This is a genomic window from Pseudomonas sp. GT1P32, from assembly GCF_054897805.1.
Genome location: NZ_CM142704.1, coordinates 2,471,654 through 2,495,288, shown reverse-complemented (window position 1 = coordinate 2,495,288; position 23,635 = coordinate 2,471,654). Strand labels below are relative to the sequence as shown.

The following is a 23,635-nucleotide window of genomic DNA, read 5'->3' as shown; positions in this document are numbered from 1 at the left end:
AAACCTCACCAAGTTATACGGGTGGTCAGCGTGTTCGACGACAGCTCAGCGACGATGCACTGGTTCGGAACAGACTTGCCAAATTCTGGATGCCACGTTGAAGTAACCACGTTGATCCCGGTTGCACCCTCCAGGAAAACGGAAGCAACCTGGCCGCCGGGAAGGGTGATCGTCAATTGCCCGCCATTTTGAACAACCAAGGCCTCGGGGTGTACAAAAAACCTGGCTATCGCTCGGTTAAAACTTCCTGTGAGCGAATCCGTGATCTGCAACTCGCCAACTTTTGCGAGCCATTCACGGGTGTGCAGGTTTTTCCCTTGCAAACGCTTGTAACCATCATGGCTGCAGCGGACGTGGACGATGCCATCGACCTGGTCGAACGTATCCAGCGCAACACGTGCACGCCGGGCAACCCTGAAGCCAGCCCAGACTTCGGAGGAGCTCTCGCCGTCAACTTCGACGGTATTGTGTGCTGCTGTACTGCGTTGGCGATGACGTTCGGAGTCTTCGCCGTACTGCGATGTTCCGGAGTTGACGAAGACACGCTGACCAAAGAGGCTGAGTTCGAAACTCAGGGTATCGGCATGGGTATGCCCCGGTTGGTAGTCGGGGGCCACCTGCGCAAGGTTCAATAGCGCCTTGCATTGATTGCCAAAATCAATCGAGACGTAACCGCTTTCGGCGTGATATTCGGCCGAGGCAGCAGTGGCAGTACTGTTTTTTGGCTCTGGCAGGCAATTGAGCAGGCGTGCGTATGCCTCGATATCTTGCAACGCGGGAGCGATGCCGAACGCCGAATCGTTAAAGAAAGGGATACCACCATCGGGGTGCTGGAGGCTGCGTAGCCAGACGATGCCTCGTTCAACAACGCGCTTCCATTCGTCCAGTCGGTTTCTTAGTGGCGCAAGCTCGGTGTGGGTGGCCAGGTTCACCAGGTCACACATGTCCCACAACAGGGAGGCGTGGTACATGGGGGACAATTCAAAGTGCGCGCCGTCCGCCAGAAACTGCTCCTTGACCTCGCTATCCAGAATCTCCAGTCCCAGCGATTGCCAGCGTTCTGCATGAGCGCCTTCCAGGAAGGTGCCGGCAAACACGAGCGCCTTGCCGTTCACAAACAGATGGTTTGCCAGGATGTGATATTCCACCTGCTCGGACAAGGCATGGGTTTGCATGGCCAGGCTGTCCAGCCAAAGGCCTTCCAGGCTCGGCTGTCTCTGCAGCCACTTCACCAGGTTCACGATGCGCAGAGAAAGCGTATAGGGTTCCCATCCGCAACCGCGGAAGGGAGGGTTATCCACAATCCAGCTGTTGACCAGGCGGGTGTCGAATGCCGTGGATGCCTGGTCGGATGCTGCCAAATGGTCGAGGTAATGCAGGTTGTATTGCCAGATTTTCGGGAGTGTCGTGTTGCTCCACTCGATGGGCGCTTTCATGCCCATGAAGTCGAACTGCTCGTCCGTCGTAAAGCGGGACGCACTCCAGCGCGGGGCTTTTGCCAGATCAAAGGCCGATCGCTTGCCGAATCCGGTTGCCGTAAATGGTTTTACTTTGGCGAAACGGTAATAGATCCGGTAGAAAATCTGCTTCAACCGTAACATTTTGGCTGTGTGGTAGAGCTTGAAAAGCCGAGATGTCAGCGCATTGCCCATAAAAATCACTTAAATAATGAAAGATGTCGTCGTTTACAGGCGGACCTGAAAGCTTTTACGCAAAGTTCAGTTTCAACCAACGTTCAAAGTACAGCACCTGCCACAGCTTGTACGTGTTGTTGATTGCGCCCGAAAAATGATTCGTCACCAGTTTTTCCACTTCTTCGCGCTCGAGGTACTGATAAATCCGCTCGAACTCGCAGAGCAATCGCTCTGCCCCTATCCGACGGATAATGCCGTCGAGGGGAGGGTTGAAGCCGGTTTTCGGGCGATCCACAAGAGCGGCGGGAAGCAGGCTTTTCAATAGGCTCTTCAGAGGGGCCTTTGGCGCGCCATCCTTCAGCAGTTCTGCACTTGAGGTGGCGAAACCATTGGCAACGACTCGCTCATCCAGCAAAGGCACACGCAACTCGATACTGGCCAGCATGCTCGCTTTATCGGAAACACTGAGGTTGTGGCTTAGAAAGCCTGTCAGGTCAAAGTGTTGTGCACATTTTACTTTGTCTGCGGGATCGCCCTTGTAATTGACGAGCACGGACTCAAGGCGTTGCTTGTAATGCTGTTCCCGTTTCGAGTAATCGGGGAAAAAGCCTTTCAACTCCTGCCTGGAGAAATATCCCAGCATTCGTGAATACGCCAAAGGCCAGTAACTTTCCTGGGCATAGGAAACCAGTCGTTCGAATTTTTTGTCGAGCTGCTTGGGAAACAGCTTGAATTTCAGCAGAGCATTCAGCACTGGGTAGAGCCGCCGAATCAGCCCGTGATGTTTCAGGACCTTGTAGCGTGGATAACCGGCGAATGCCTCGTCCCCACCCATCCCGCTGAGCATTACTGTGTATCCGCTCTTTCTGGCTTCTGTTGATAACCGATAGGTAGCCCAGAATGTGTAATCGGAAACCAGTTCTTCCGTATTCGCTGCGACGAAATCGATCGACTCGAACACGTTGGTGTTCGAATCGAGAATCTCTGTCACCACAAGTTTTTTGCCCAGGTGTTCAGCGATATCAGCCGAGAACTTCATATCGACAGCAGAATCTTCCGTCGCTTCGTACTTGGCGAAAAACAGATCTGCCTCACCCGTGTAACTGGCCAGAATACTGGAGTCAGCGCCGCCACTGAAAAATACGCCAACCGGAACATCCGCCTCCAATTGCCGTGTCACCGCGCTGCGCACATCTGCTGCGAGGTTTTGCTCGGTCTTGAAGTTCATCACGGTCTGGTAGCGCTGGGTCTCGCAGTCGCCCGTGAGCAGATTGAACTCAAGGTAAGTCCCGGGCATCAATTTTTTGATGGCTTTGTAGCCGGTGTTCGGTTCGTAGAGGAAGCCGTTATTGAAGAATTCGAAAACGTCATCATGATCAATATCGGCGGTGACCTCCGAGTAACTCTTGAGGCCGCGTATTTCCGAGCAGGCATAGATGCCGTTCGCGCTGGAATAGCAGTACACCGGCTTGATCCCGATAACATCTCTTACCAGGAAAAACTTATTTCTGGCTTCATCCAGGATGACAAAAGTGAACATGCCTTCAAGAAGTTTGAAAGCGTGTTCCTTGTGTTCAACGTAAAGCTGAAGAATGACTTCTGTATCCGAGGTGCCCTTGAATGAGTAGCCTTTTTCGATCAGCTGATTACGCAGTTCATGATGGTTGAATACCTCACCATTGAATACGATGCTGACGCCATTGCCGGCGAACATTGGCTGACTGCCGGTCGGCGAAAGGTCCAGAATGCTGAGCCTGTTATGTCCAAGGCCTACCTGGTAATCCCCGACACTGGCGAAGTAAGTACCAGACGCATCCGGGCCGCGATGCTTGGTGACCGCCAGGCTTGATTCCAGCTGGCTCTGAACTCCGAGGACCTCGCGTTTAACAGCAAAAAAACTTAGGCCGCACATTATACAGATAGCTCCACATTTTTTTGATCGGCAGGCTCGTGCCCAACAGGCTTTTCTTTGGTTCGAGTCAAGGCCGTGTCTGAATGTACGGCATGGGCGCTAGACGCACTGTTCTCTCGGGACCACTTGTGCGCGAAGATCACTCCCCAGGCAGCGGCGAGCAACAGGTTGAACGAAATCAGACGGAATACGGCGAAAAACAAACCATAGACCGCCAGTGTCATGACGGCTGCACGAACAACTGTCAAATAGGCAGACTCAGATCTGAGGGACGTAAGACGATAGAGAACGGGGCCCGCAATGACCAACGAATAAACAAGAAAACCCAGCAGTCCGCCAACCATCAGCATGTAGAGCGGCCAGTTGTGTATGTACGCAACCATCTCGGTGAAGGAGACACCGTCAGAAGTTTCCCAGCGCATTCCATGCTTGATACCCATCCCGTTGCCCAGTACTGGATGGTTCAAAAACATTTCCCAGGCAATTTTGTATTCTTCAAGCCGGGACATTACGTTGAAGTCACCTTTTCGTCTCCAGGCGGCTCCCGATAACAAACTCAAGCGTCCGAGCCAAACCTGATCCATGCCAGTGGAAAAGATAAATGCAACGCCAAATACGCCCTGAGTGGCCAAATTGGCCGACAACTTCACGCGCAAGTTTTTATGGGCGAAAAATGCGTAGAGCGAAAAGAGCAGCATGACCAACAGGGCGCTGATCAGCATGCTTCTTGTGAAGGTGATCAGTACGGCTGCCATGCAAAGCATGGCAACCAAAGCGCCGACAACAGTAATCCGTCGGTCACGTGCCAACGTGCTCACAACGAACCCTACAACCATGCCGACAGGCAGCAACGCATCTGTTGCCTGTGCCAGCAGCATGGTAATCCGGTCGCGCATCGGCCCCATGGCGTTGACGTTGTTCAAGGCCGCTTCTTGAGAGATTTTGACTTCCTCTCCGTTTGTCAGGATGAGCCAGTACGGTTGCCACATGTCGTGGTAGAAGTAGTAGAAAACGATGTAGCCGGCGGTCAGGAAAATCAGGGTTCCCACTGAAGCGCCGACCCAGCGGATCTTGTTTTCTTCACCGCTGACCAGTGCGCAGACAGGTATCAGTGCATATATAAACAGAAAGGGAATGACGCCCCTGATCCAGTCCAGCATCGGCACATGATTGTGCATGGCCACGGCCAGGTTGATGCCCAGTATTCCTGCGCCTATAAGCAGCGGGATACCGAAAAGGCGCAGCACGGACCTGATTCCGCAAGAGCGAAGCAACTTGATCAGAGCAGCAATGAATATCACTGCCAGCAAGGCGGCGAACGATATTTCTTGAGCCCCTACTGACGGTGGGGCCGGGCGCAAGGCAAAGGCCAGCGGGAATAGCGCCAACAGGCCCAGCCAAGGCGAAATAATGGCCGTCAGCAGAAGCAGGGAAACACCAAGAATACCGGTGTAGAAAAGAACGCCAGGATCCTGCATAAGCAGAATGGAAATGCACGCGGCCGCTGCAATTGCCATGCTGTTTTTAATGCAGTCATTACTACTCATTGCGATACTCCGTTCGCCATTTCAGGGGCGTATAGCTTTATAGTCTACAGACGTCTGTCCAATCACTCGGGCTGGAATGCCGACAACGATTGAATTGTTGGGTATGTCCTTCAGTACTACGGCCGATGCTCCAATCTGGCAGTTATCCCCGATCTGAATATCGCCAATGATCTTTGCACCTGCGCCGATGTAGCAGTTGTCTCCAATCACAGGGCATTTGTTGATTTCGCTGGTGACATAGCCTTCCGCAGCACCAATCGTAATCCCTTGGCCTAATACACAGCCCGTCCCGACTTTAGCGTTCGCGTGAAGTACAACACCAATGGCGCCGTAAGCGAAAATGGTGCCTTTTCCAATATTGGCGGACACCGGAATGTATGAATTGAACAAAAGAAAAATCAGGTTGCGAATCAGGCCAGGTACGACGGGTACACGACGCTGATAAAACCAGTTTCCTACGCGATACAACTTAACTGCGTTCATTGTCAAAACCTCAAGGTGCGAAAGTCCGCCGGACGAAGCCGAAGTATCCCAACCGCAATGATCAAAAGAGAAAGCATATAAAGAACGCCCCAGATCAAATTGACGTCTTTCAAGACGATTGCGAAGGGGGAGAGTACAGAGACCCAGAATATGACCGGTAGACGAATTCCTGGTCGGCACAGCAAGTGCAAAAACAATAAATAGGCAGAGAACCCAAGTGCATAAAACAGTTCTGCCTGTTTCAGGCCTTGAACAAACAGAATCATCCCGGCCACAGCCAGTGCACCCAGGACGAGGTTGGCCACGATTACTCTGCGATGAAGCCCGGAAGCAACGAGATACCTTTCTGTCACTACGGCCCAGTACAGGACTGGTAGGCAAGGAAGCATCGCCAGATAAGCGGAGTATTGCGGGAACAGCCATCCCATCGCATATCCGGACAAGCCAACCAGTGCGAAGTAGAAAAGGGCGACGGACATGATGATTCTGTATTGCTCTTGACGCTGTCCCCCGGAGACAAACGCAACAAATACAGCCCTGACATTTATAGGGAACAGGCTCGTCGCTGACTGGATGATCGACACGATCACCCGGAAGAGTCCAAGGTCCCGAACGGGGAGACTCTTCGAAAGAATGTAGGGCAGAATATTGGTAAACAGATTGAAGACCAGAGTGATGGATACCATTCTAGGCAACAAAAACAGGACGTTCTTACAGGTGGACAATAGCTGCCTGCCCACTGGCAGTTTTGCGCCATGGCTAAACAGCACCGCCACGGCAAACAGGCACGGTATCAGATTCGTCAGCAGCAGTATGTCCACGATACTCAGTGGCAGGATCTGTTGATAACTGATGAACAAGAGGACGAAAAAAACACACAGGAAGAGTACGAGGTAGCCCACTATCCAGCGTTGCAAACGGAGCCCGAACAGGGAAAGCAGGCACGCTGAGCTGAGTAGCATGACACTCAGCAATAAAGGATTACCGATGTCGTCTACCAGGCTGACCACGCTGAACAGTAAAAAAATCAACGTCGCCATAAATAATGAGGTGACGAGGATGTACTCGGCTTCGACACTGGCAATAAGCTGCTCGTTAACGATGTCGAGAAGTTTTTGAAATAAAAATACCAGCACATTGGCCTTGATGAACGCGCCATACGCATCCAGTCCATACAGGCCAGGAATAACAAAGTTTACAACCAGGCCACTTATCAGCGTCAGCACCTGAATTAGTAGATTGACCATGCCGGAACCTCTTCAACCTCATCATGACAAATTCGAGCACACGATCATCTAGAGTAAAAATCGCTGTCGCTTTATAGCGCAAAAAAATCAGGTGAGCGTATGACCCACCTGATTCCTTTACGCAATCAAGTTACCCCTGATTTTTCAGGTCCAGACTCCGCGGGTATCGATAACTTTCAGCGATGACAAGCGGGTTTTCGGGATGGTTTTAAACGCACTGTGATCTACGAGCAGAACGATGACGTTGGCCGAAGACAGGGCCTGATCGACTGGGCTCAGGGTTGCGATGCCTTCCAGGCGCGCAGGGAGGCGCTCGATGTTCGGCTCAACGGCCAGAACGGTGCCCGGATGATTTTTTGCAATCTGCACCGTGATCTCAACGGATGGGCTTTCGCGCAGATCATCGATGTCCGGCTTAAACGCCAGGCCCAGACAGGCGACAGTGACGTCTTTCGCTGTTTTAGCCGGGTTTTCCTGCAGATACTTGCCGATTGCGAGCGCGACCTGATCGAGCACCCATTGTGGCTTGCTGTCATTGACCTCCCGCGCGGCGCGAATCAAGCGCGCTTGATCGGGTGTCTTGCTCACGATAAACCAAGGGTCGACAGCGATGCAGTGACCGCCTACACCAGGGCCTGGTTGCAGGATGTTGACTCGCGGGTGGTGATTTGCCAGGCGGATCAGTTCCCATACGCTGATGTCGAGCTTGTCGCAGATGATCGACAGTTCGTTGGCAAAAGCGATGTTGACGTCGCGGAAGCTGTTTTCGGTCAGCTTGCACATTTCTGCTGTGCGCGCGTCGGTGATGATGCATTCACCTTCCACGAACGTTTTATACAAACGCATCGCAGCATCCGAGCACTTGGCAGTCAGGCCGCCGATGATACGGTCGTTCTCGATCAGCTCGCGCAGCACGTGGCCCGGCAAGACGCGTTCAGGGCAGTGTGCGATACGAACGTCAGAGTCTTCGCCATGCGTTTGCGGGAAGCTCAAGTCCGGGCGCGCTTCAGCCAGCCATGCAGACATTTGCTCGGTTGCGCCGACCGGAGAAGTCGATTCAAGGATGACCAGATCGCCTTTCTTCAAGACAGGAGCGATGGCCTTGCTGGCTGACTCGATGTAAGACAGGTCCGGTTCATGGTCGCCCTTGAAAGGGGTCGGTACCGCAATAAGGAACGCATCGGCCGGTTCGGCAGTGGTGGTTGCGCGCAGATAACCTTCGGTTACCGCTGCCCGCACGACAATGTCCAGATCCGGTTCGATGATGTGAATTTCACCGCGATTGATCGTTGCAACAGCGTGAGGATTGACATCGACGCCTATGACTTTTTTCTTGCGTGCGGCAAAAACTGCGGCAGTGGGCAGTCCGATGTAGCCGAGGCCGACTACGGAAATGGTTTCAAAGCTCATAGGTTAGCCTCTTTTAAATTGGGAAAGAGTTTCAAGAATCCGCGCGCACGCCTTGCCATCACCGTAGGGGTTGTGAGCGAAGCTCATCTGGCTGTAAGCGTTGGAGTCCGTCAGCAGGCTGCGCAAGTTGCCCGTGATGACGTCTATGTCGGTACCGACCAGTTTGACCGTGCCCGCCTCGACGGCTTCCGGGCGTTCAGTGGTGTCACGCATGACCAGAACGGGTTTGCCCAGCGAAGGTGCTTCTTCCTGGATGCCGCCCGAATCACTGAGGATCAGGTAGGAGCGGTCCATCAGGTACACAAAAGGCAAATAATCCAGTGGTTCAATCAAGTGGACGTTGTCGATGCCGGCCAGGAGTCGATTGACGGGTTCGCGCACATTTGGATTCAGGTGGACGGGGTAGACGATTTCGACGTCAGGAAATTCTTTCGCTGTCGTGATCAGTGCCTGGCAGATTTTTTCAAATCCGTCACCGAAGCTTTCGCGGCGATGGCCGGTGACCAGGATGATTCGTTTCCCTTCACCCAGGAAAGAGAATTGTTGGTGAAACTGTTGCTGCAGGGTGGCGCTGTTTTTAATTCTCGCCACGACGTCCAGCAGGGCATCGATGACGGTGTTGCCCGTGACGTGAATGCTTTGAGCGGCTACCCCTTCCCGGAGCAGATTCTGACTGGAGGTGTCTGTCGGGGCAAAGTGCAGGGCTGCCAGAGCGCCGGTCAACTTGCGGTTGGCTTCTTCTGGCCAGGGCGAGTAGAGATTGCCCGTGCGCAGGCCGGCCTCGACATGAGCGACAGGGATTTGCTGGTAGTAGGCCGCCAGGGTAGTGGCGAAAGTGGTAGCAGTGTCGCCATGCACGAGGACGATGTCGGGCTTGAACTCGGCGAAGACCGATTTCATGCCTTGCAAAATAGTGGTGGTGACGTCCGTCAAGTCCTGGCCAGACTTCATGATGTTCAGATCGAAGTCAGGCGTGATCTCGAAAAGATTCAGTACCTGGTCCAGCATCTCGCGATGCTGGCCGGTTACACATACCTTGGCTTCGAAGCGTTCGTCCGCCGCGAGGCTTAACGCCAAAGGGGCCATTTTGATTGCTTCGGGGCGCGTGCCAAACACACACAAGGTTTTCAAAGTCATAGCTACACCGCTATTAAAAAATAAAAAATTTATTGCGTGCACAGGCCTATCACGCGAATGAGAGAAGGACGAATTCGATGGGTTTTTGCACTGTTTCTTTCCGCTGCACAGAACCGCTATTTGCCACTAACGGAATAGCAGCGTGGGCACGCAGGTTTTCGCCGGGAATCCGATCCACGGGCAGCCCGGTGTGCGGGCGCAGGATCATTGTCTGGCGCAGATCGTCTCTGGCTGCCAAGCGGCCATTGCCGAACCCTTCCAGTATCAGAGGAGCAAAAAACATGGGCGTCGGCGAGTGTAGGGGGCGGATATCATTGTCCTTTGGGGCGCGCTGTTCAATCGATCTAATCCACCCCTTCCTGGAGGCGACCTGATCCCTCTCGAGAAGGTACTCGCAGCAGGTCTGTTTACTTCCGCTGGCATGATCTCGATCGCGGAGTGACATCTTTGTCATCGGGGGTCAACCGTTCAGTTCGTGTAAGCCGGGTCTTTCGTCGGAGACAGAAGTTTCTTACAGCGTGTCCCTACTCGCTCTTCTTTATCGCTAAGAACTGCAAAGCTTTTTAGGCGTCGCGGATTATAGCCTTCTTTGTCCGGTGCTTTCCAAGGTTGCAGCTTGATGCGTCTTTGATGCAGCGAATTTCCTTCTCCGGATTGGTTGTCAGGGTGCCGACCGATTGCCATAGGCGAAATGTGTCTCGCCAAGCGTGAAAGGCCTGATGGCGAGTGACTATTCTTTGTGGTCATCTTGATCAGTTTTGATACAACACCGGAGGGGTGTAGCTGTGATTCTTAAAGGCTGCGGGCAGTTCGGGGCATTGTATCAGGTAGGAACCGCGATTCCGGCACGTTCGTCATTTTTTACCGGCACCTGCCGGGGTAACCGAGGCCGCCTGGGTTGCGCTTGCGTTTGATGGCAGTAATTTTGCCTGCAATCAGGGATTTCTGACACAACACAGGTATTATATCGGGATTGCCTTCGGTAGCCTGTCAGGCTCTGCCCCAGCTGTTTTGGTACAAGGGTGCCTGATTGAAGTTTATTTTTTGATGCAATCCTTACGCCGGTGCGGCATTTGCCCGTGCTGGTATTTCATCGTAAATCGGCCGGTTTTCTTTGCGGGTTCAAAGGCAATAGTTTATTTTTTGATTTCAGGAGCTTGGTGAGGTGTTCGATAGGGTTATGGATAAAATAAGAGCTTTTTTGTTGAGCCTTCCGCGCCGACACAAGCGGGTCCTGCAGGTAGTTGCCGATGTTGGTTTGGTTTGGGTCTCGTTATGGATGGCTTTTGTCGTTCGTCTAGGGATCGACGAAATGAACAGCCCTGTTCAACAGCACCTCTGGTTATTTCTTAGTGCTCCCGTTGTTGCCATTCCGTTGTTTATTCGTTTTGGCATGTATCGCGCCGTGATGCGTTATTTTGGTAATGACGCACTTATCGCGATCATTAAAGCCGTCAGCCTTTCTTCGCTTATTCTTGGCGTAATCGTCTACTTATATAGCAATCATCAAACGGTCGTGCCCCGCTCAATTATTTTCAACTACTGGTGGTTGAGCCTGATCATGATTGGTGGCTTGCGTTTGGCAATGCGCCAGTATTTTTTGGGTGATTGGTTCGCGGCGGCGCAACATGTGCCTTTCGCCAATCGTGATGATGGTTTGCCGAAAGTGGCCATTTACGGCGCCGGTGCCGCAGGCAACCAACTTGTTGCGGCGCTGCGCATGGGCAGGGTGATGCGCCCGGTCGCGTTCATCGATGATGACGGAAGTATTGCCGGTCGTGTCATTTCCGGGTTGCAGGTGTTCAAACCCAAGCATATCCAGCAATTGATTGACACGACAGGTGCTCAGGAAATCCTGCTTGCAGTCCCTTCGGCCAACCGTGGACGCCGCCGGGAAATTCTGGGCTACCTGGAGCGCTTCCCGCTTCATGTGCGCAGCGTGCCGGGATTCATGGATCTGGCCAGTGGGAGGGTCAAAGTCGACGATATCCAGGAAGTGGACATTGCCGACCTCCTTGGGCGTGATGCTGTACCGGCTCAAGAGGGCCTGCTGGAGCATTGCATCACCGGCCAGTCAGTGATGGTTACCGGTGCGGGTGGATCAATCGGTTCGGAATTGTGCCGGCAGATACTTGCTTTAAGGCCTACGACCCTGTTGTTGTTCGAACACAGCGAGTTCAATCTTTACAGCATCCTGTCCGAGCTTGAGCAGCGAATTGCGCGTGAATCGTTGTCCGTCAAACTGCTGCCGATCCTGGGTTCTGTCCGTAACGAGAACAAGTTGCTGGACGTCATGAAGACCTGGCATGTCGATACGGTTTACCACGCCGCAGCGTACAAACATGTACCTATGGTCGAGCACAATATTGCAGAAGGCGTGTTGAACAATGTCATTGGCACGTTAAATACGGCTCAGGCTGCACTTCAGGCCGGGGTTGCAAACTTTGTACTGATTTCCACCGACAAGGCTGTTCGCCCCACCAATGTAATGGGGAGTACCAAACGACTTGCAGAGTTGACATTGCAGGCGCTCAGCCGCGAAAAAGCGCCTGTGTTGTTTGGCGACAAGTCCAGCGTGTCTCGCGTCAACAAGACCCGTTTCACCATGGTCAGGTTCGGTAATGTGTTGGGCTCGTCAGGTTCCGTGATCCCGCTTTTCCACAAGCAGATCAAGGCTGGTGGACCGCTGACCGTCACACACCCGAAAATCACCCGGTATTTCATGACCATTCCCGAGGCCGCTCAGTTGGTGATCCAGGCCGGGTCGATGGGGCAGGGCGGGGACGTTTTCGTGCTGGACATGGGCGAACCGGTAAAAATCATCGAGTTGGCAGAGAAAATGATTCATCTGTCAGGGTTGAGTGTCCGGTCGGACAAAAATATCCACGGTGACATTTCGATCGAATTCACCGGCCTGCGCCCAGGCGAAAAGCTCTACGAGGAGTTGCTGATCGGCGACAACGTTGCGGCGACCTCGCATCCGATGATCATGACGGCCAGCGAAGATTACCTGGCCTGGGATGTGCTGAAGGCGCGGTTGGGCGAATTGCTGGCAGCGGTTGATCAGGATGATTATTCTAGAGTTCGCCAGCTTCTGCGCGAAACGGTCAGCGGCTATACCCCTGACGGCGAGATCGTCGACTGGATCTATCAGCAGCGTCGCCTCGAGCCCTGATTGTTTCACATCCTGTAACTGACACATTTTTGACAGGCTCCAGACATCGCCTAAGTTTGGAAGGCAGCTTCGGAAAAGCTGCTTTCTCAATTGATGTCATGGAGCTTCATTTATGCGTACTGGCTACTTCTACTCTCTGATTTTTGCCCTCCTGAGCACTGCGTCTGTTGCCGCTATTGCGGCGCCGGCGACCAAGCCGGAGGCGGGCAGTGCACCTCTGGTCATGGAGGTCGCTCCCAAGGTTCAGTCCGAAAAGGTTGATTTGAATCAGGCCGACGCGTCGACCCTGCAACGGGAGTTGTCCGGCATCGGGGAAGCCAAGGCCAAGGCGATTGTTACCTATCGTGAGAGTAATGGGCCGTTTGCGTCGGTGGACGAGCTGCTCGAAGTGAAGGGAATCGGCAAAGCCATTCTGGATAAGAACCGCGAAAAACTTGAGGTGAACTAAGCTTGTAATTCAGCGCCATGGGCCGGTCATTGACCGGCCTTTTTGCATTCTGGCGTACGTGGCGATTTAGCGCCTTCCGTCGGCAGGTAAAAAATTACGGCTATCATATTGTGATTAAATTATGCCTATAATAAATTCGTCATCCAGCTTGGCGCTCTGAAGCGCAGGCGCTTTTCTTTTCCTTACGCATTCCAGGAGCACGTCATGAATTCTGTCCAGACCCAAGGTACGGCTCTTGTCACCGGTGCTTCATCCGGGATTGGTGCCATTTACGCTGAGCGCTTGGCGGCGCGCGGTTTTGATTTGTTGCTGGTCGCACGTGACGAACAGCGTCTTCAGGCGGCGGCGAGCAAGCTGCGCGCTGAGCATGGCGTTCAGGTCGAGGTGCTGAAAGCGGATCTCACGCAAAAGGATGATGTGCTGAAACTTGAGCAGCGCCTTCGCAGCGATTCGAGTATCAGTCTGCTGCTGAATAACGCGGGTGTCGCGGCAGATGGCTTGCTGGCCAACGCTGATTTGGACCAGCTGGAACGTTTGATTCAATTGAACGTAACGACGGTCACGCGCCTGGCTTCGGCGGCGGCCGCCAGTTTTGCCAAAGCCGGCCGGGGTACGATCATCAACATCGCCTCGGTGGTGGCGTTGTTCCCCGAGCGCTTCAACGCCACTTACAGCGCCAGCAAGGCTTATGTGTTAAGCCTGACCCAGTCGTTGAATGCCGAGCTGGATGGCACCGGGGTCAAAGTGCAAGCTGTGTTGCCAGGCGTGACACGCACCGAAATCTGGGAGCGTTCCGGTATTGACGCAAGCCAGATCCCGGCGGACATGGTCATGGACGCGGGCGAGATGGTCGATGCTTCGTTGTCGGGGCTGGACCAGGGAGAACTGATCACCATTCCTTCGTTGCCGGATGCCTCCGACTGGGATGCGTTTGTCGCAGCGCGTCTGGTGATGGCGCCGAATCTTTCCAAAAGCAAGGCCGCTTCGCGTTACAAGTGAGGCACCCTCCATTGGCTTGAGGTAGTTGCGGTATGAGTGAACGTCGAGTGGTTGTAACGGGCATGGGTTTGGTGTCTCCGCTGGGTAGCGGGGTCGAAGCCGTCTGGGAGCGTCTGTTGGCCGGGCGTTCGGGGTTGCGCAACTTGCCGGACGAAGTCGTGGCTGATCTGCCGGCCAAGGTCGGTGGCACAGTGCCGACGCTGGCCGAAGATGCCGAGGCGGGTTTTGATCCGGATCGTGCGACGCCACCCAAAGAGCAGAAGAAGATGGACCGCTTCATTATGTTTGCCATGGAAGCGGCGCGTCAGGCGCTTGAGCAAGCCGGTTGGCAGGCACAGGATGCCAATGCCCAGGAGCGTACGGCGACCATTATCGGCTCGGGGGTCGGTGGTTTCGGCGCGATTGCCGATGCGGTACGCACTACCGACAGTCGAGGCCCGCGGCGTTTGTCGCCTTTTACCATTCCCTCCTTTCTGGTCAACCTGGCCGCGGGCCATGTGTCGATCCAGCACGGATTCAAAGGCCCCCTGGGTGCTCCGGTAACGGCGTGCGCGGCCGGGGTTCAGGCGATTGGCGATGCGGCGCGGCTGATTCGTTGCGGCGAGGCGGACATTGCGGTGTGTGGCGGTGCGGAGGCGTCGATTGATCGTGTCAGTCTCGCCGGGTTCGCTGCGGCTCGCGCGTTGTCCAGTGGTTACAACGAAACCCCGGAGCGTGCCTCGCGTCCGTTCGACAGTGACCGCGATGGTTTTGTCATGGGTGAGGGCGCAGGCCTTCTGGTGATCGAATCCCTGGAGCATGCACTCGCCCGTGGTGCGCAACCGCTGGCGGAACTGGTCGGTTACGGCACCAGCGCCGACGCCTATCACCTGACCGCTGGCCCCGAAGATGGCAGTGGTGCGCGACGGGCGATGTCACTGGCGCTGGCTCAGGCGGGTGTTGCTGCGGCACAGGTTCAGCACCTCAATGCTCATGCAACCTCGACGCCGGTTGGAGATCTGGGCGAGTTGGCGGCCATCAAATCGTTGTTTGGCACGGATAACAAGATTGCGGTCACGTCGACCAAGTCGGCCACAGGGCATTTGCTCGGCGCGGCGGGCGGGATCGAGGCGATTTTCACGCTGTTGGCGATCCGTGATCAGATTGTGCCGGCCACCCTCAACCTGGATAACCCGGATCCGGCAGCGCAAGGTGTGGACATCGTCCATGGTCAAGCGCGACCGATGGCCATCGAGTATGCGCTGTCCAACGGCTTCGGGTTTGGTGGGGTCAATGCCAGCGTGCTCTTCAAGCGCTGGCAGGGTTAATCCCGGGGCTTTTTGAGAAATTCGCGCGTGACGTCGAGAATCCGCTGGGCCAGTTCGGCGTTCTCGACACTGCGCGACAACAGCAGCGCCCCGACCATTGCGGACATGATGTAGATGCTCTGGTCGGCGGCATCATCACCTTCAAGGGTGCCTTGTATTTGTTCGAGCCGTGCATTGAGCACCACATCGGAGGTCGGACTTGGCTGTCCGCGCAGGCCGAGTTCCGATGACATGGTCGGCAGCGGGCAACCTTCATGGGGCGAAGTCTGGTGCCATTCGGACAAGTACGCGTCAATGAACGCCTCCAGTGGGCGTTCCTGAGCGAACAATTCGGCGCAGATGACTTCCACCTCGGCGCCTGCAGCCTGCAGGGCCTTTTCTACCAGCTCATCCTTGGACTTGAAATGCGAATAGAAGCCGCCGTGAGTCAAGCCCAGCGCTTTCATCAGGGGCTGCAAGCCGGTCGCGCCAATACCGTCGCGGCGAAATCTCGCTGAAGCTTCCTTGATGATGCGTTGGTGGGTCTGAGCTTTATGGTCCTGCGAGTAACGCATCTGGTATCTCCGCAACAATGCGCCATCTTAACCAATGGAAATGGGATGGTGACTGTACTTCTATTTCTAAAAAGCATGCAGATGCGTCCAACTCCTTCATGGTGTCCGGAATGAACTGGCACGGATAGTGATTACCCGTTAGCTGACGATTGTTGAACAATCATGAGGCGATAAGTATGAACAGCGGACTGTCCCTGGCCGACCACATCACCCTGGAGTTACGCGCCGACATCATTGGCGGTCGTTTGCTGCCCGGCATGGCGCTGGTGGAAAACGATCTGGTGTCAGCCTATAACGCTTCCCGCAACACCATCCGCGAAGCCTTGCACCGGCTGGGGCAGGAAGGTCTGACCCGTTATGTGCGCAACAAAGGCGTGATGGTGCGTCGCTTGGGCGTCGACGATGTGCGGGATCTGTTCAACGTTCGCCGCACGCTGGAGTTGCAGGCCATCAGTGCCAGTCAGCCGCTGCGCGATTATCAGTCCGACCGGATGCTCGAAGCCCTGGAAGCCACCGAACTGGCCCGGGAGCGCGAAGACTGGCGCGCCGTGGGCACACACAGCCTGGCGTTTCATCAACACATCGTCGGGTTGCTGCGCAGCCCGTTGTTCGATGAATTCTTCACCAATGTCGTCGCGCAACTGCGCCTGGTGTTTTGCGCCGCGCCCGATGAGTCACGGTTTCAGGCGCCCTGGCTGGCACGCGACCGGCAGATTCACGAGTTGCTGGCCGAAGGCGACAAACGCGCCGCCGAGGACGCCATGAGCCGTTATCTCGACGATTCCGAACACCTTCTGTTGCAAATGCTTGCCCCTTCTTCCCATCACTGATCGAGGATTCGTGCCATGTACAAAGACTATCCGGCGGCCTACCAAGTCAGCAAAGGTTCGGCCTTGCAGGTGGACAAAGCCTTCTATGAAAAGATCCGGGATACGAAGGAGGGGCGCACGCTGATCGAGCAGTTCGAAGTGCCGATCCGCACCGGTCGCGCCTGGAATGTCCCGGCCGGGCACGTGTTCCGCGTGACCACGCCGGTCGGCCCGCAAGTCGGGGATTTCAACGTCTGGAATGCCAACGATCCGCGTGAACGCTTGTGGGCTTCGCGCACGCGGCAGTTGCAAGGGGCGCATGTCAGCACTCACGACCGGCTCTGGTCGAACCTGCCATTCTTGCGGCCGCTGGTGACCATCACCGATGACAGCCTGGCCGACTACGGCATTGACGAACATGGTGGGCGCCTGCACGACTTGCTCGGCACCCGCTGCGATCCTTATGTGAACAAAATGCTCACCGGCGAAGACTTCCACCATCACTGCCACTCCAACCTGACCCGCGCAGTGTTGCCCCATGGCCTGACCGAGTTCGACGTGCATGACGTGCTGAACATTTTCCAGTGCACCGGCCTCAATCACGACGACATGTACTTCATGAAAGCCTGTCCGGCGCAGAAGGGCGATTACCTGGAGTTCTTTGCCGAGATCGATCTGTTGTGCGCGCTGTCGACCTGCCCGGGGGGCGATCTGTCGCTGGCCATGTGGGGGCCGGACGCGCAGGACCCGTTGAGCGTGTGCCGCCCGCTTGGGGTGGAGATCTACAAACTGGAGGATTCACTGCTTGAAGGCTGGAGCCAGCCGGAGCGTGCGGCGTACAAAGGGCTGCATGGCTTGCACATCGCCAAGGCCGATTGGGAAAAATAACCGTCACCTGTAGGAGCGAGCCTGCTCGCGATGGACGTTAACGATAACGCGTTTATTCTGAATAAACGCGTTGTTCTCAGGTGCATCGCGAGCAGGCTCGCTCCTACAGGGATCAGGTTTGTTTCAGCGGTCCTGCGCATCCTTGGCATCCGCTTGCGCGTTACGTTCAGCGACGCGCTTGCGTTGCTCATCGGTCAGTTCAACTTTGTTGGCGGTGTCGCGCAACATCATCAAACCACCCACGATCGAGCCGATTGCAACGACCAGAATCAACCAGGCATACCAGGGCATAGGGCTCTCCTTGAGGGCAGGCCGATTGGCGGGTTTCGCCAACCGATCGTGCATACCACTTTGAGCGATTCAATTTCGCAGTGGTTCCATTCTATGCCTGATCGACCCGCAACACCTGCTGCGATTCAGAGCCCGGTCAACATCGCGTCCGCCGGTGCATCGGCGCGCAATTGCGCGGTCAGCATGAAGTACACGAAACCCACGGCCATGAAGCCGAGGAAAATCGCGCCGATCAGCGCGTTGAACCACGCCATCGCCACCAGGCACACCACCGCCAGCACCAGTGCAATGGCCGGCACCAACGGGTAGCACGGCGCGCGGAAAGTGCGCTCCAGATTCGGCTCGGTTTTACGCAGCTTGAACAGGCTGAGCATGCTCATGATGTACATCACGATCGCGCCGAACACCGCCATGGTGATCATCGCGGCGGTCAGTGTCATGCCGCCGAGGTTGATCAAACCGTCGCTGTAGATCGCCGCGATCCCGATGACACCACCGGCGATGATTGCCCGGTGTGGCGTCTGGAAGCGCGAGAGTTTGGCCAGCGACGCCGGCAGGTAACCGGCACGAGCGAGGGCGAAGAACTGCCGCGAGTAACCGAGGATGATCCCGTGGAAACTCGCCACCAGACCGAACAGGCCAATCCACACCAGCATGTGCAACCAGCCGGAGCTTTCGCCGACCACGGTTTTCATCGCTTGCGGCAGCGGGTCGTTGATGTTCGACAAGGTGCGCCAGTCGCCGACGCCGCCGGCAAAGAACATCACGCCCATGGCCAACAACACCAAGGTCAAAATACCGCTGATGTAGGCCTTGGGAATCGTGCGTTTCGGGTCCTTGGCTTCTTCGGCGGCCATGGCGGCGCCTTCGATGGCGAGGAAGAACCAGATGGCAAACGGAATCGCCGCGAACATCCCGGCAATCGCCGGTGCGCCGAACACATCGGAGCCAGCCCAGCCGTTCAGCGCGAAGTTGCTGAAGCTGAACGCCGGCGCAACCACGCCCATGAACACCAGCAATTCAGCCACCGCGAGTACGCAGACCACCAGCTCGAAGGTGGCCGCCAGTTTCACCCCGAGGATGTTCAGGCCCATGAACACGATGTAGGCGCCGACCGCTGCGTGTTTCGGGTCCAGGGCGGGGAATTGCACGTTGAGGTAGGCGCCGATCGCCAGTGCGATGGCCGGTGGGGCGAAGACGAATTCGATCAGCGTCGCCAGCCCGGCGATCAATCCGCCTTTCTCACCAAAGGCGCGGCGGCTGTAGGCAAAGGGACCGCCGGCGTGAGGAATCGCCGTGGTCAGCTCGGTGAAGCTGAAGATGAAGCAGGTGTACATCGTGGCGACCATGAAGGACGTCACCAGGAAACCAAGTGTGCCCGCCACGCCCCAGCCGTAACTCCAGCCGAAATACTCACCGGAAATCACCAGCCCGACCGCGATACCCCACAGGTGCAGCGTGCCCAGCGTGGGTTTGAGTTGTGTGTTCATGCGTTTGCTCCCTGAACGGTTTGGACAGCTCGGGGGAGGGCGTGTGCAGCGGGCGTGCCAGTGTGGTGATGGCAGTCGTAAAGCGCAAAAAGGTGTCGTATTGGGGATGTTTGGCGCTGGATGGATGGGTTTTTTGCATCAGTTGGGGGCGTTGGTGTCTGTTATGCCGTCTTCGCGGGCAAGCCTCGCTCCTACAGTTTCGAATGCGCCGATCCCCTGTAGGAGCGAGGCTTGCCCGCGAAGGGGCCCGCGAAAACACCGCTGTAACGCCCGCATAAACCCACTCTTTACACTTTCTTTATGCACAGCCAGCACCCTCGATCTCGCTCCTTTACAGCCTTCCTTCCGACAATGACTCCACACGCGGCAATACGCCGTAACACGGAGAACTTCCATGAGCGTTCTGGACGGGGTGTCACTGCTGTTGGCAGTGGGGCTGTTCATTTATCTGTTGGTTGCGCTGTTGCGCGCGGACCGGAACTAGGAGCGGCTATGCACAGTTATGACTATTGGCTGATCCTGGCCTTCTTCGCCGTGGTGCTGATCCCGGCACCGTTTCTCGGGCGGTTCTACTACAAGGTCATGGAAGGCCAGCGCACCTGGCTGACACCGATCCTGGGACCTGTGGAGCGTGGCTGTTATCGGGTGGCCGGCGTTGATCCGCAAGCCGAACAGAGCTGGCAGAAATACACCCTGGCCTTGCTCGCCTTCAACCTTGCGGGCTTTTTGCTGTTGTTCGTGATCCTGCTGTTCCAGGACCACTTGCCGCTCAACCCGCAAAACCTGCCGGGGCAGGAGTGGACGCTGGCGTTCAACACCGCCGTCAGTTTCATGACCAATACTAACTGGCAGGCCTACAGCGGCGAAGCCTCGCTGAGTTACCTGAGCCAGATGGTCGGCCTCACCGTGCAGAACTTCGTCAGCGCCGCCACCGGCCTCGCTGTGCTGGTTGCGCTGTGTCGCGGCATCGGTCGCAAATCGACCAAAACCCTGGGCAATTTCTGGGTCGACATGACCCGCGCCACCCTTTACGGCTTGCTGCCGCTGTGCCTGCTGCTGGCGCTGTATCTGGTCTGGCAGGGCGTGCCACAAACCTTCGCGCAATACGTGAATGCGGTGACGATGCAAGGCGTCGATCAGGTGATCCCGCTCGGCCCGGCCGCCAGCCAGATTGCGATCAAGCAACTGGGCACCAACGGTGGTGGCTTCTTCGGTGTCAACTCGGCGCACCCGTTCGAGAACCCGACGGCGTGGACCAACCTGTTCGAGTTGGCTTCGATCATCCTGATCCCGGTCGCCCTGGTGTTCACCTTCGGTCACTACGTGAAGGACCTGCGTCAGAGCCGCGCGATCATCGCCTGCATGTTCGCACTGTTCCTGATCGGCGGCGCCACCTCGCTGTGGGCTGAATACCAGCCTAACCCTGCCTTGAACAACGTCGCCGTCGAACAGACCGCGCCGCTGGAAGGCAAGGAAGCGCGCTTCGGCACCACCGCCACGGTGTTGTGGTCGGTGACCACGACCGCAGCCTCCAACGGTTCGGTCAATGCCATGCACGACAGCCTCAACCCGCTGACCGGCATGGTCGCGATGGTCAACATGATGGTCGGCGAAGTGATCTTCGGCGGCGTCGGCGCCGGGCTCTACGGCATGTTGCTCAACGTGCTGATCGCGGTATTCCTCGCCGGCCTGATGATCGGCCGCACGCCGGAATACCTCGGCAAGAAACTGCAAGCCAAGGAAGTGCAACTGCTGGTGGTGACCTTGCTGGTGATGCCGGTCGGCGTGCTGGTGCTCGGTGCGATTGCCGCGAGCCTGCCGGGTCCGGTGGCCTCGGTGAGCAACCCCGGTGCCCACGGCTTCAGCCAATTGCTGTACGCCTACACATCGGCGAGTGCCAACAACGGTTCGGCGTTCGGCGGCTTCGGTGCCAACACCGCGTTCCATAACCTGATGCTCGGCCTTGGCATGTTGATCGGTCGCTTCGGTTACATCCTTCCGGTACTGGCTCTGGCCGGCAGCCTGGCGATGAAGAAAACCGCACCGATCGGCCAGAACAGTTTCCCGACCCACGGCCCGCTGTTCGTGACCTTGCTGACCGTGACCATTTTGCTGGTGGGTGGTTTGACCTTCCTGCCGACACTGGCGCTGGGTCCTATCGCTGAACATTTGAGCATGGGCTTCTGAGGACTATTTGATGAATATGCCCGTAGTTAAACCGGTTGCCGTGAAGGCCCCGGAACAACCGAAAACCGCGATCTCGGCCCTGTGGCGTCCGGCGCTGGTGCAAGCCTTCGTCAAGCTCGACCCACGGCAATTGCAGCGTGCGCCGGTGATGCTGGTGGTCGAACTGACCGCCGTCCTGACCACCGTGCTGTGCTTCATTCCCGACAGCGCCGTGCCGACCTTCGTCGCTGCGCAAATCGCCTTGTGGCTGTGGTTCACCGTGCTGTTCGCCAACTTCGCCGAAGCCTTGGCCGAAGGTCGCGGCAAGGCTCGCGCCGACAGCCTCAAGGCTGGCAGCGAAGGCTTGAGCGCACGCCGCAAAACCGGCAACGGCGCCTTTCAAGTGGTGCCGGCCACCAGTCTGCGCAAGGGCGATGTGGTGCGCGTCGAAGCCGGGGAAATGATCCCCGGTGACGGCGAGGTCATCGAAGGCATCGCGGCGGTCAACGAAGCGGCGATTACCGGTGAATCCGCACCGGTGATCCGTGAATCCGGCGGCGACCGTTCGGCCGTCACCGGCAACACCCGACTGGTCTCCGACTGGCTGCTGGTGCGCATCACCGCCAACCCGGGCGAGTCGACGCTGGACCGCATGATCGCTTTGGTCGAAGGCGCCAAACGCCAGAAAACCCCGAACGAAGTGGCGCTCGACATCCTGCTGATCGGCCTGACGCTGATCTTCCTGTTGGTGGTCGTGACCCTGCAACCGTTCGCCCACTTTGCCAACGGTAGCCTGCCGCTGGTGTTCCTGGTGGCGTTATTGGTCACGCTGATTCCGACCACCATCGGCGGTTTGCTCTCGGCGATTGGTATCGCCGGGATGGACCGTCTGGTGCGCCTGAACGTGATCGCCAAATCCGGGCGCGCCGTAGAAGCGGCGGGGGACGTGCACGTCCTGCTGCTGGACAAGACCGGCACCATCACCTTCGGTAACCGTCGCTGCACCGCGGTTTACCCGGCGCCCGGCGTGAACGCCAAGGAGCTGGCCGAGGGCGCGCTGTTCGCCTCGCTGGCCGATGACACGGCGGAAGGCAAGTCCATCGTTGAGTACCTGCGTGGCGTTCATCCACAACCTGAGCCTGCCACCGAAGTGCTGACGGCGGTGCCGTTCAGCGCCGAGACTCGCTTGTCCGGTGTCGACTATCAGGGCCGTGTGTATCGCAAGGGCGCGGTGGATTCGCTGCTGGCGTTCGTCGGCCTGAAACGCGCCGATCTCGCCCCGGCACTGTCCCGGGAAATCGACAAGATCGCCCAGAGCGGCGGCACGCCGTTGCTGGTGTGCGCCGACGGTAAATTGCTCGGCGCGATCCACCTCAAGGACGTGGTCAAGCCAGGCATCCGCGAGCGTTTCGCCGAGCTGCGCAAACTGGGGATTCGCACCGTCATGGTGACCGGCGACAACCCGCTGACCGCAGCGGCGATTGCGGCCGAAGCCGGTGTGGACGACGTGCTGGCTGAAGCTACGCCGGAGAAAAAACTGGCGCGCATTCGTCATGAACAGAATGACGGTCGTCTGGTCGCCATGTGCGGCGACGGCGCCAACGACGCCCCGGCCCTGGCCCAGGCCGACGTCGGCATGGCGATGAACGACGGCACGCAAGCGGCGCGCGAAGCGGCCAACATGGTCGACCTCGACAGCGACCCGACCAAGCTGCTGGACGTGGTGCAGATCGGCAAGGAATTGCTGGTGACTCGCGGTGCGCTGACGACGTTTTCGATCGCCAACGACGTCGCCAAATACTTCGCGATTCTGCCGGCGCTGTTTGCCTCGATCTACCCGCAACTGGGTGTGCTCAACGTCATGCATTTGAGCAGTCCGCAGAGCGCGATTCTGTCGGCGATCGTGTTCAACGCCTTGATCATTGTGGTGCTGATTCCACTGGCTTTGCGTGGCGTGCGCGTGCAAGCGGCGAGTGCGGCGGCGTTGCTGCGCCGCAACCTGTTGATCTACGGACTGGGTGGGATTCTGGTGCCGTTCGTGGGCATCAAGGCGATCGACATGCTGTTGACGGCGTTGCATCTGGTTTGACCCTTGGCGAGCGCTTGCGCTCGATCGCCGGCAAGCCGGCTCCTACAGG

The 23,635-nt window shown here is 56.8% G+C and carries 20 protein-coding genes; 9 read left to right on the top strand and 11 right to left on the bottom strand.

What is annotated here, in order from left to right:
- Nucleotides 1–5 precede the first annotated feature (5 nt).
- The 8 genes from ACYZUC_RS11410 to ACYZUC_RS11375 form a co-directional block, all read right to left on the bottom strand.
- Nucleotides 6–1,652, bottom strand: a complete 1,647-nt coding sequence (locus tag ACYZUC_RS11410) for a heparinase II/III family protein (RefSeq protein WP_461995770.1) — start codon at nt 1,650–1,652, stop codon at nt 6–8.
- A 55-nt stretch (nt 1,653–1,707) separates the two neighbouring features.
- Nucleotides 1,708–3,546, bottom strand: coding sequence for an asparagine synthase (glutamine-hydrolyzing) (gene asnB, locus ACYZUC_RS11405; RefSeq protein WP_461995768.1), 1,839 nt, complete (start codon nt 3,544–3,546; stop codon nt 1,708–1,710).
- Entirely contained in the window at nt 3,546–5,093 is a 1,548-nt protein-coding gene (locus ACYZUC_RS11400) for an O-antigen ligase family protein (protein WP_461995767.1), read from the bottom strand. Before ACYZUC_RS11400 ends, asnB begins: the two co-directional genes overlap by 1 nt.
- A 21-nt stretch (nt 5,094–5,114) precedes the next feature.
- On the bottom strand, nt 5,115–5,576 hold the full coding sequence (locus ACYZUC_RS11395) for a serine O-acetyltransferase (RefSeq protein WP_461995765.1): 462 nt from the start codon (nt 5,574–5,576) through the stop codon (nt 5,115–5,117).
- Between the two features lie 2 nt (nt 5,577–5,578).
- Complete coding sequence (locus tag ACYZUC_RS11390; protein ID WP_461995763.1) at nt 5,579–6,823, bottom strand: hypothetical protein; 1,245 nt, start codon at nt 6,821–6,823, stop codon at nt 5,579–5,581.
- A 144-nt stretch (nt 6,824–6,967) separates the two neighbouring features.
- Nucleotides 6,968–8,233, bottom strand: a complete 1,266-nt coding sequence (wecC, locus tag ACYZUC_RS11385) for a UDP-N-acetyl-D-mannosamine dehydrogenase (protein WP_461995762.1) — start codon at nt 8,231–8,233, stop codon at nt 6,968–6,970.
- 3 nt (nt 8,234–8,236) lie between these two features.
- Entirely contained in the window at nt 8,237–9,370 is a 1,134-nt protein-coding gene (wecB, locus tag ACYZUC_RS11380) for a non-hydrolyzing UDP-N-acetylglucosamine 2-epimerase (protein WP_461995760.1), read from the bottom strand.
- Nucleotides 9,371–9,419: 49 nt separating this feature from the next.
- Nucleotides 9,420–9,653, bottom strand: coding sequence for a hypothetical protein (locus tag ACYZUC_RS11375; protein ID WP_461995759.1), 234 nt, complete (start codon nt 9,651–9,653; stop codon nt 9,420–9,422).
- 897 nt (nt 9,654–10,550) lie between these two features.
- On the opposite strand from ACYZUC_RS11375, the gene ACYZUC_RS11370 reads away from it, so the two are divergent.
- The 4 genes from ACYZUC_RS11370 (at nt 10,551) to fabF (ending at nt 15,299) form a co-directional block, all read left to right on the top strand.
- Complete coding sequence (locus ACYZUC_RS11370; RefSeq protein ID WP_461996703.1) at nt 10,551–12,545, top strand: polysaccharide biosynthesis protein; 1,995 nt, start codon at nt 10,551–10,553, stop codon at nt 12,543–12,545.
- A 112-nt stretch (nt 12,546–12,657) separates the two neighbouring features.
- Nucleotides 12,658–12,993 carry a ComEA family DNA-binding protein gene (locus ACYZUC_RS11365; protein ID WP_461995757.1) on the top strand — a complete coding sequence of 112 codons (336 nt, stop codon included), beginning with the start codon at nt 12,658–12,660 and terminating at the stop codon, nt 12,991–12,993.
- 204 nt (nt 12,994–13,197) lie between these two features.
- A complete protein-coding gene (locus ACYZUC_RS11360) occupies nt 13,198–13,992 on the top strand; it encodes an SDR family NAD(P)-dependent oxidoreductase (RefSeq protein ID WP_461995755.1) in 795 nt (264 codons plus the stop codon).
- Nucleotides 13,993–14,024: 32 nt separating this feature from the next.
- On the top strand, nt 14,025–15,299 hold the full coding sequence (gene fabF, locus ACYZUC_RS11355) for a beta-ketoacyl-ACP synthase II (protein ID WP_461995753.1): 1,275 nt from the start codon (nt 14,025–14,027) through the stop codon (nt 15,297–15,299).
- Here the strand turns inward: fabF and ACYZUC_RS11350 are convergent.
- Nucleotides 15,296–15,853: a TetR/AcrR family transcriptional regulator gene (locus ACYZUC_RS11350; RefSeq protein ID WP_461995751.1), complete on the bottom strand. Its 558-nt coding sequence runs from the start codon at nt 15,851–15,853 to the stop codon at nt 15,296–15,298. The two genes, fabF and ACYZUC_RS11350, sit on opposite strands and share 4 nt — an antisense overlap.
- 176 nt (nt 15,854–16,029) lie before the next feature.
- On the opposite strand from ACYZUC_RS11350, the gene ACYZUC_RS11345 reads away from it, so the two are divergent.
- Nucleotides 16,030–16,683, top strand: a complete 654-nt coding sequence (locus ACYZUC_RS11345; RefSeq protein ID WP_008042177.1) for a GntR family transcriptional regulator — start codon at nt 16,030–16,032, stop codon at nt 16,681–16,683.
- A gap of 15 nt (nt 16,684–16,698) precedes the next feature.
- The gene (locus ACYZUC_RS11340; protein ID WP_008042178.1) at nt 16,699–17,550 is read left to right on the top strand and encodes an urea carboxylase-associated family protein; all 852 of its coding nucleotides are present in this window, start codon (nt 16,699–16,701) and stop codon (nt 17,548–17,550) included.
- 123 nt (nt 17,551–17,673) lie between these two features.
- Here the strand turns inward: ACYZUC_RS11340 and ACYZUC_RS11335 are convergent, their stop codons facing one another.
- The gene (locus tag ACYZUC_RS11335; RefSeq protein ID WP_017337332.1) at nt 17,674–17,841 is read right to left on the bottom strand and encodes a DUF2897 family protein; all 168 of its coding nucleotides are present in this window, start codon (nt 17,839–17,841) and stop codon (nt 17,674–17,676) included.
- A gap of 125 nt (nt 17,842–17,966) precedes the next feature.
- The gene (gene eat / locus ACYZUC_RS11330; protein WP_192226174.1) at nt 17,967–19,331 is read right to left on the bottom strand and encodes an ethanolamine permease; all 1,365 of its coding nucleotides are present in this window, start codon (nt 19,329–19,331) and stop codon (nt 17,967–17,969) included.
- A gap of 394 nt (nt 19,332–19,725) precedes the next feature.
- Between eat and kdpF the strand changes: the two genes are divergently transcribed.
- From kdpF to kdpB, 3 genes are read left to right on the top strand one after another with little or no spacing between them, the layout of a single operon-like run.
- Nucleotides 19,726–19,815, top strand: coding sequence for a K(+)-transporting ATPase subunit F (gene kdpF, locus ACYZUC_RS11325; RefSeq protein WP_007899818.1), 90 nt, complete (start codon nt 19,726–19,728; stop codon nt 19,813–19,815).
- 8 nt (nt 19,816–19,823) lie between these two features.
- Nucleotides 19,824–21,518, top strand: coding sequence for a potassium-transporting ATPase subunit KdpA (gene kdpA / locus ACYZUC_RS11320; RefSeq protein ID WP_461995748.1), 1,695 nt, complete (start codon nt 19,824–19,826; stop codon nt 21,516–21,518).
- A 10-nt stretch (nt 21,519–21,528) separates the two neighbouring features.
- Entirely contained in the window at nt 21,529–23,586 is a 2,058-nt protein-coding gene (kdpB, locus tag ACYZUC_RS11315) for a potassium-transporting ATPase subunit KdpB (RefSeq protein WP_461995746.1), read from the top strand.
- Nucleotides 23,587–23,635: the final 49 nt, after the last annotated feature.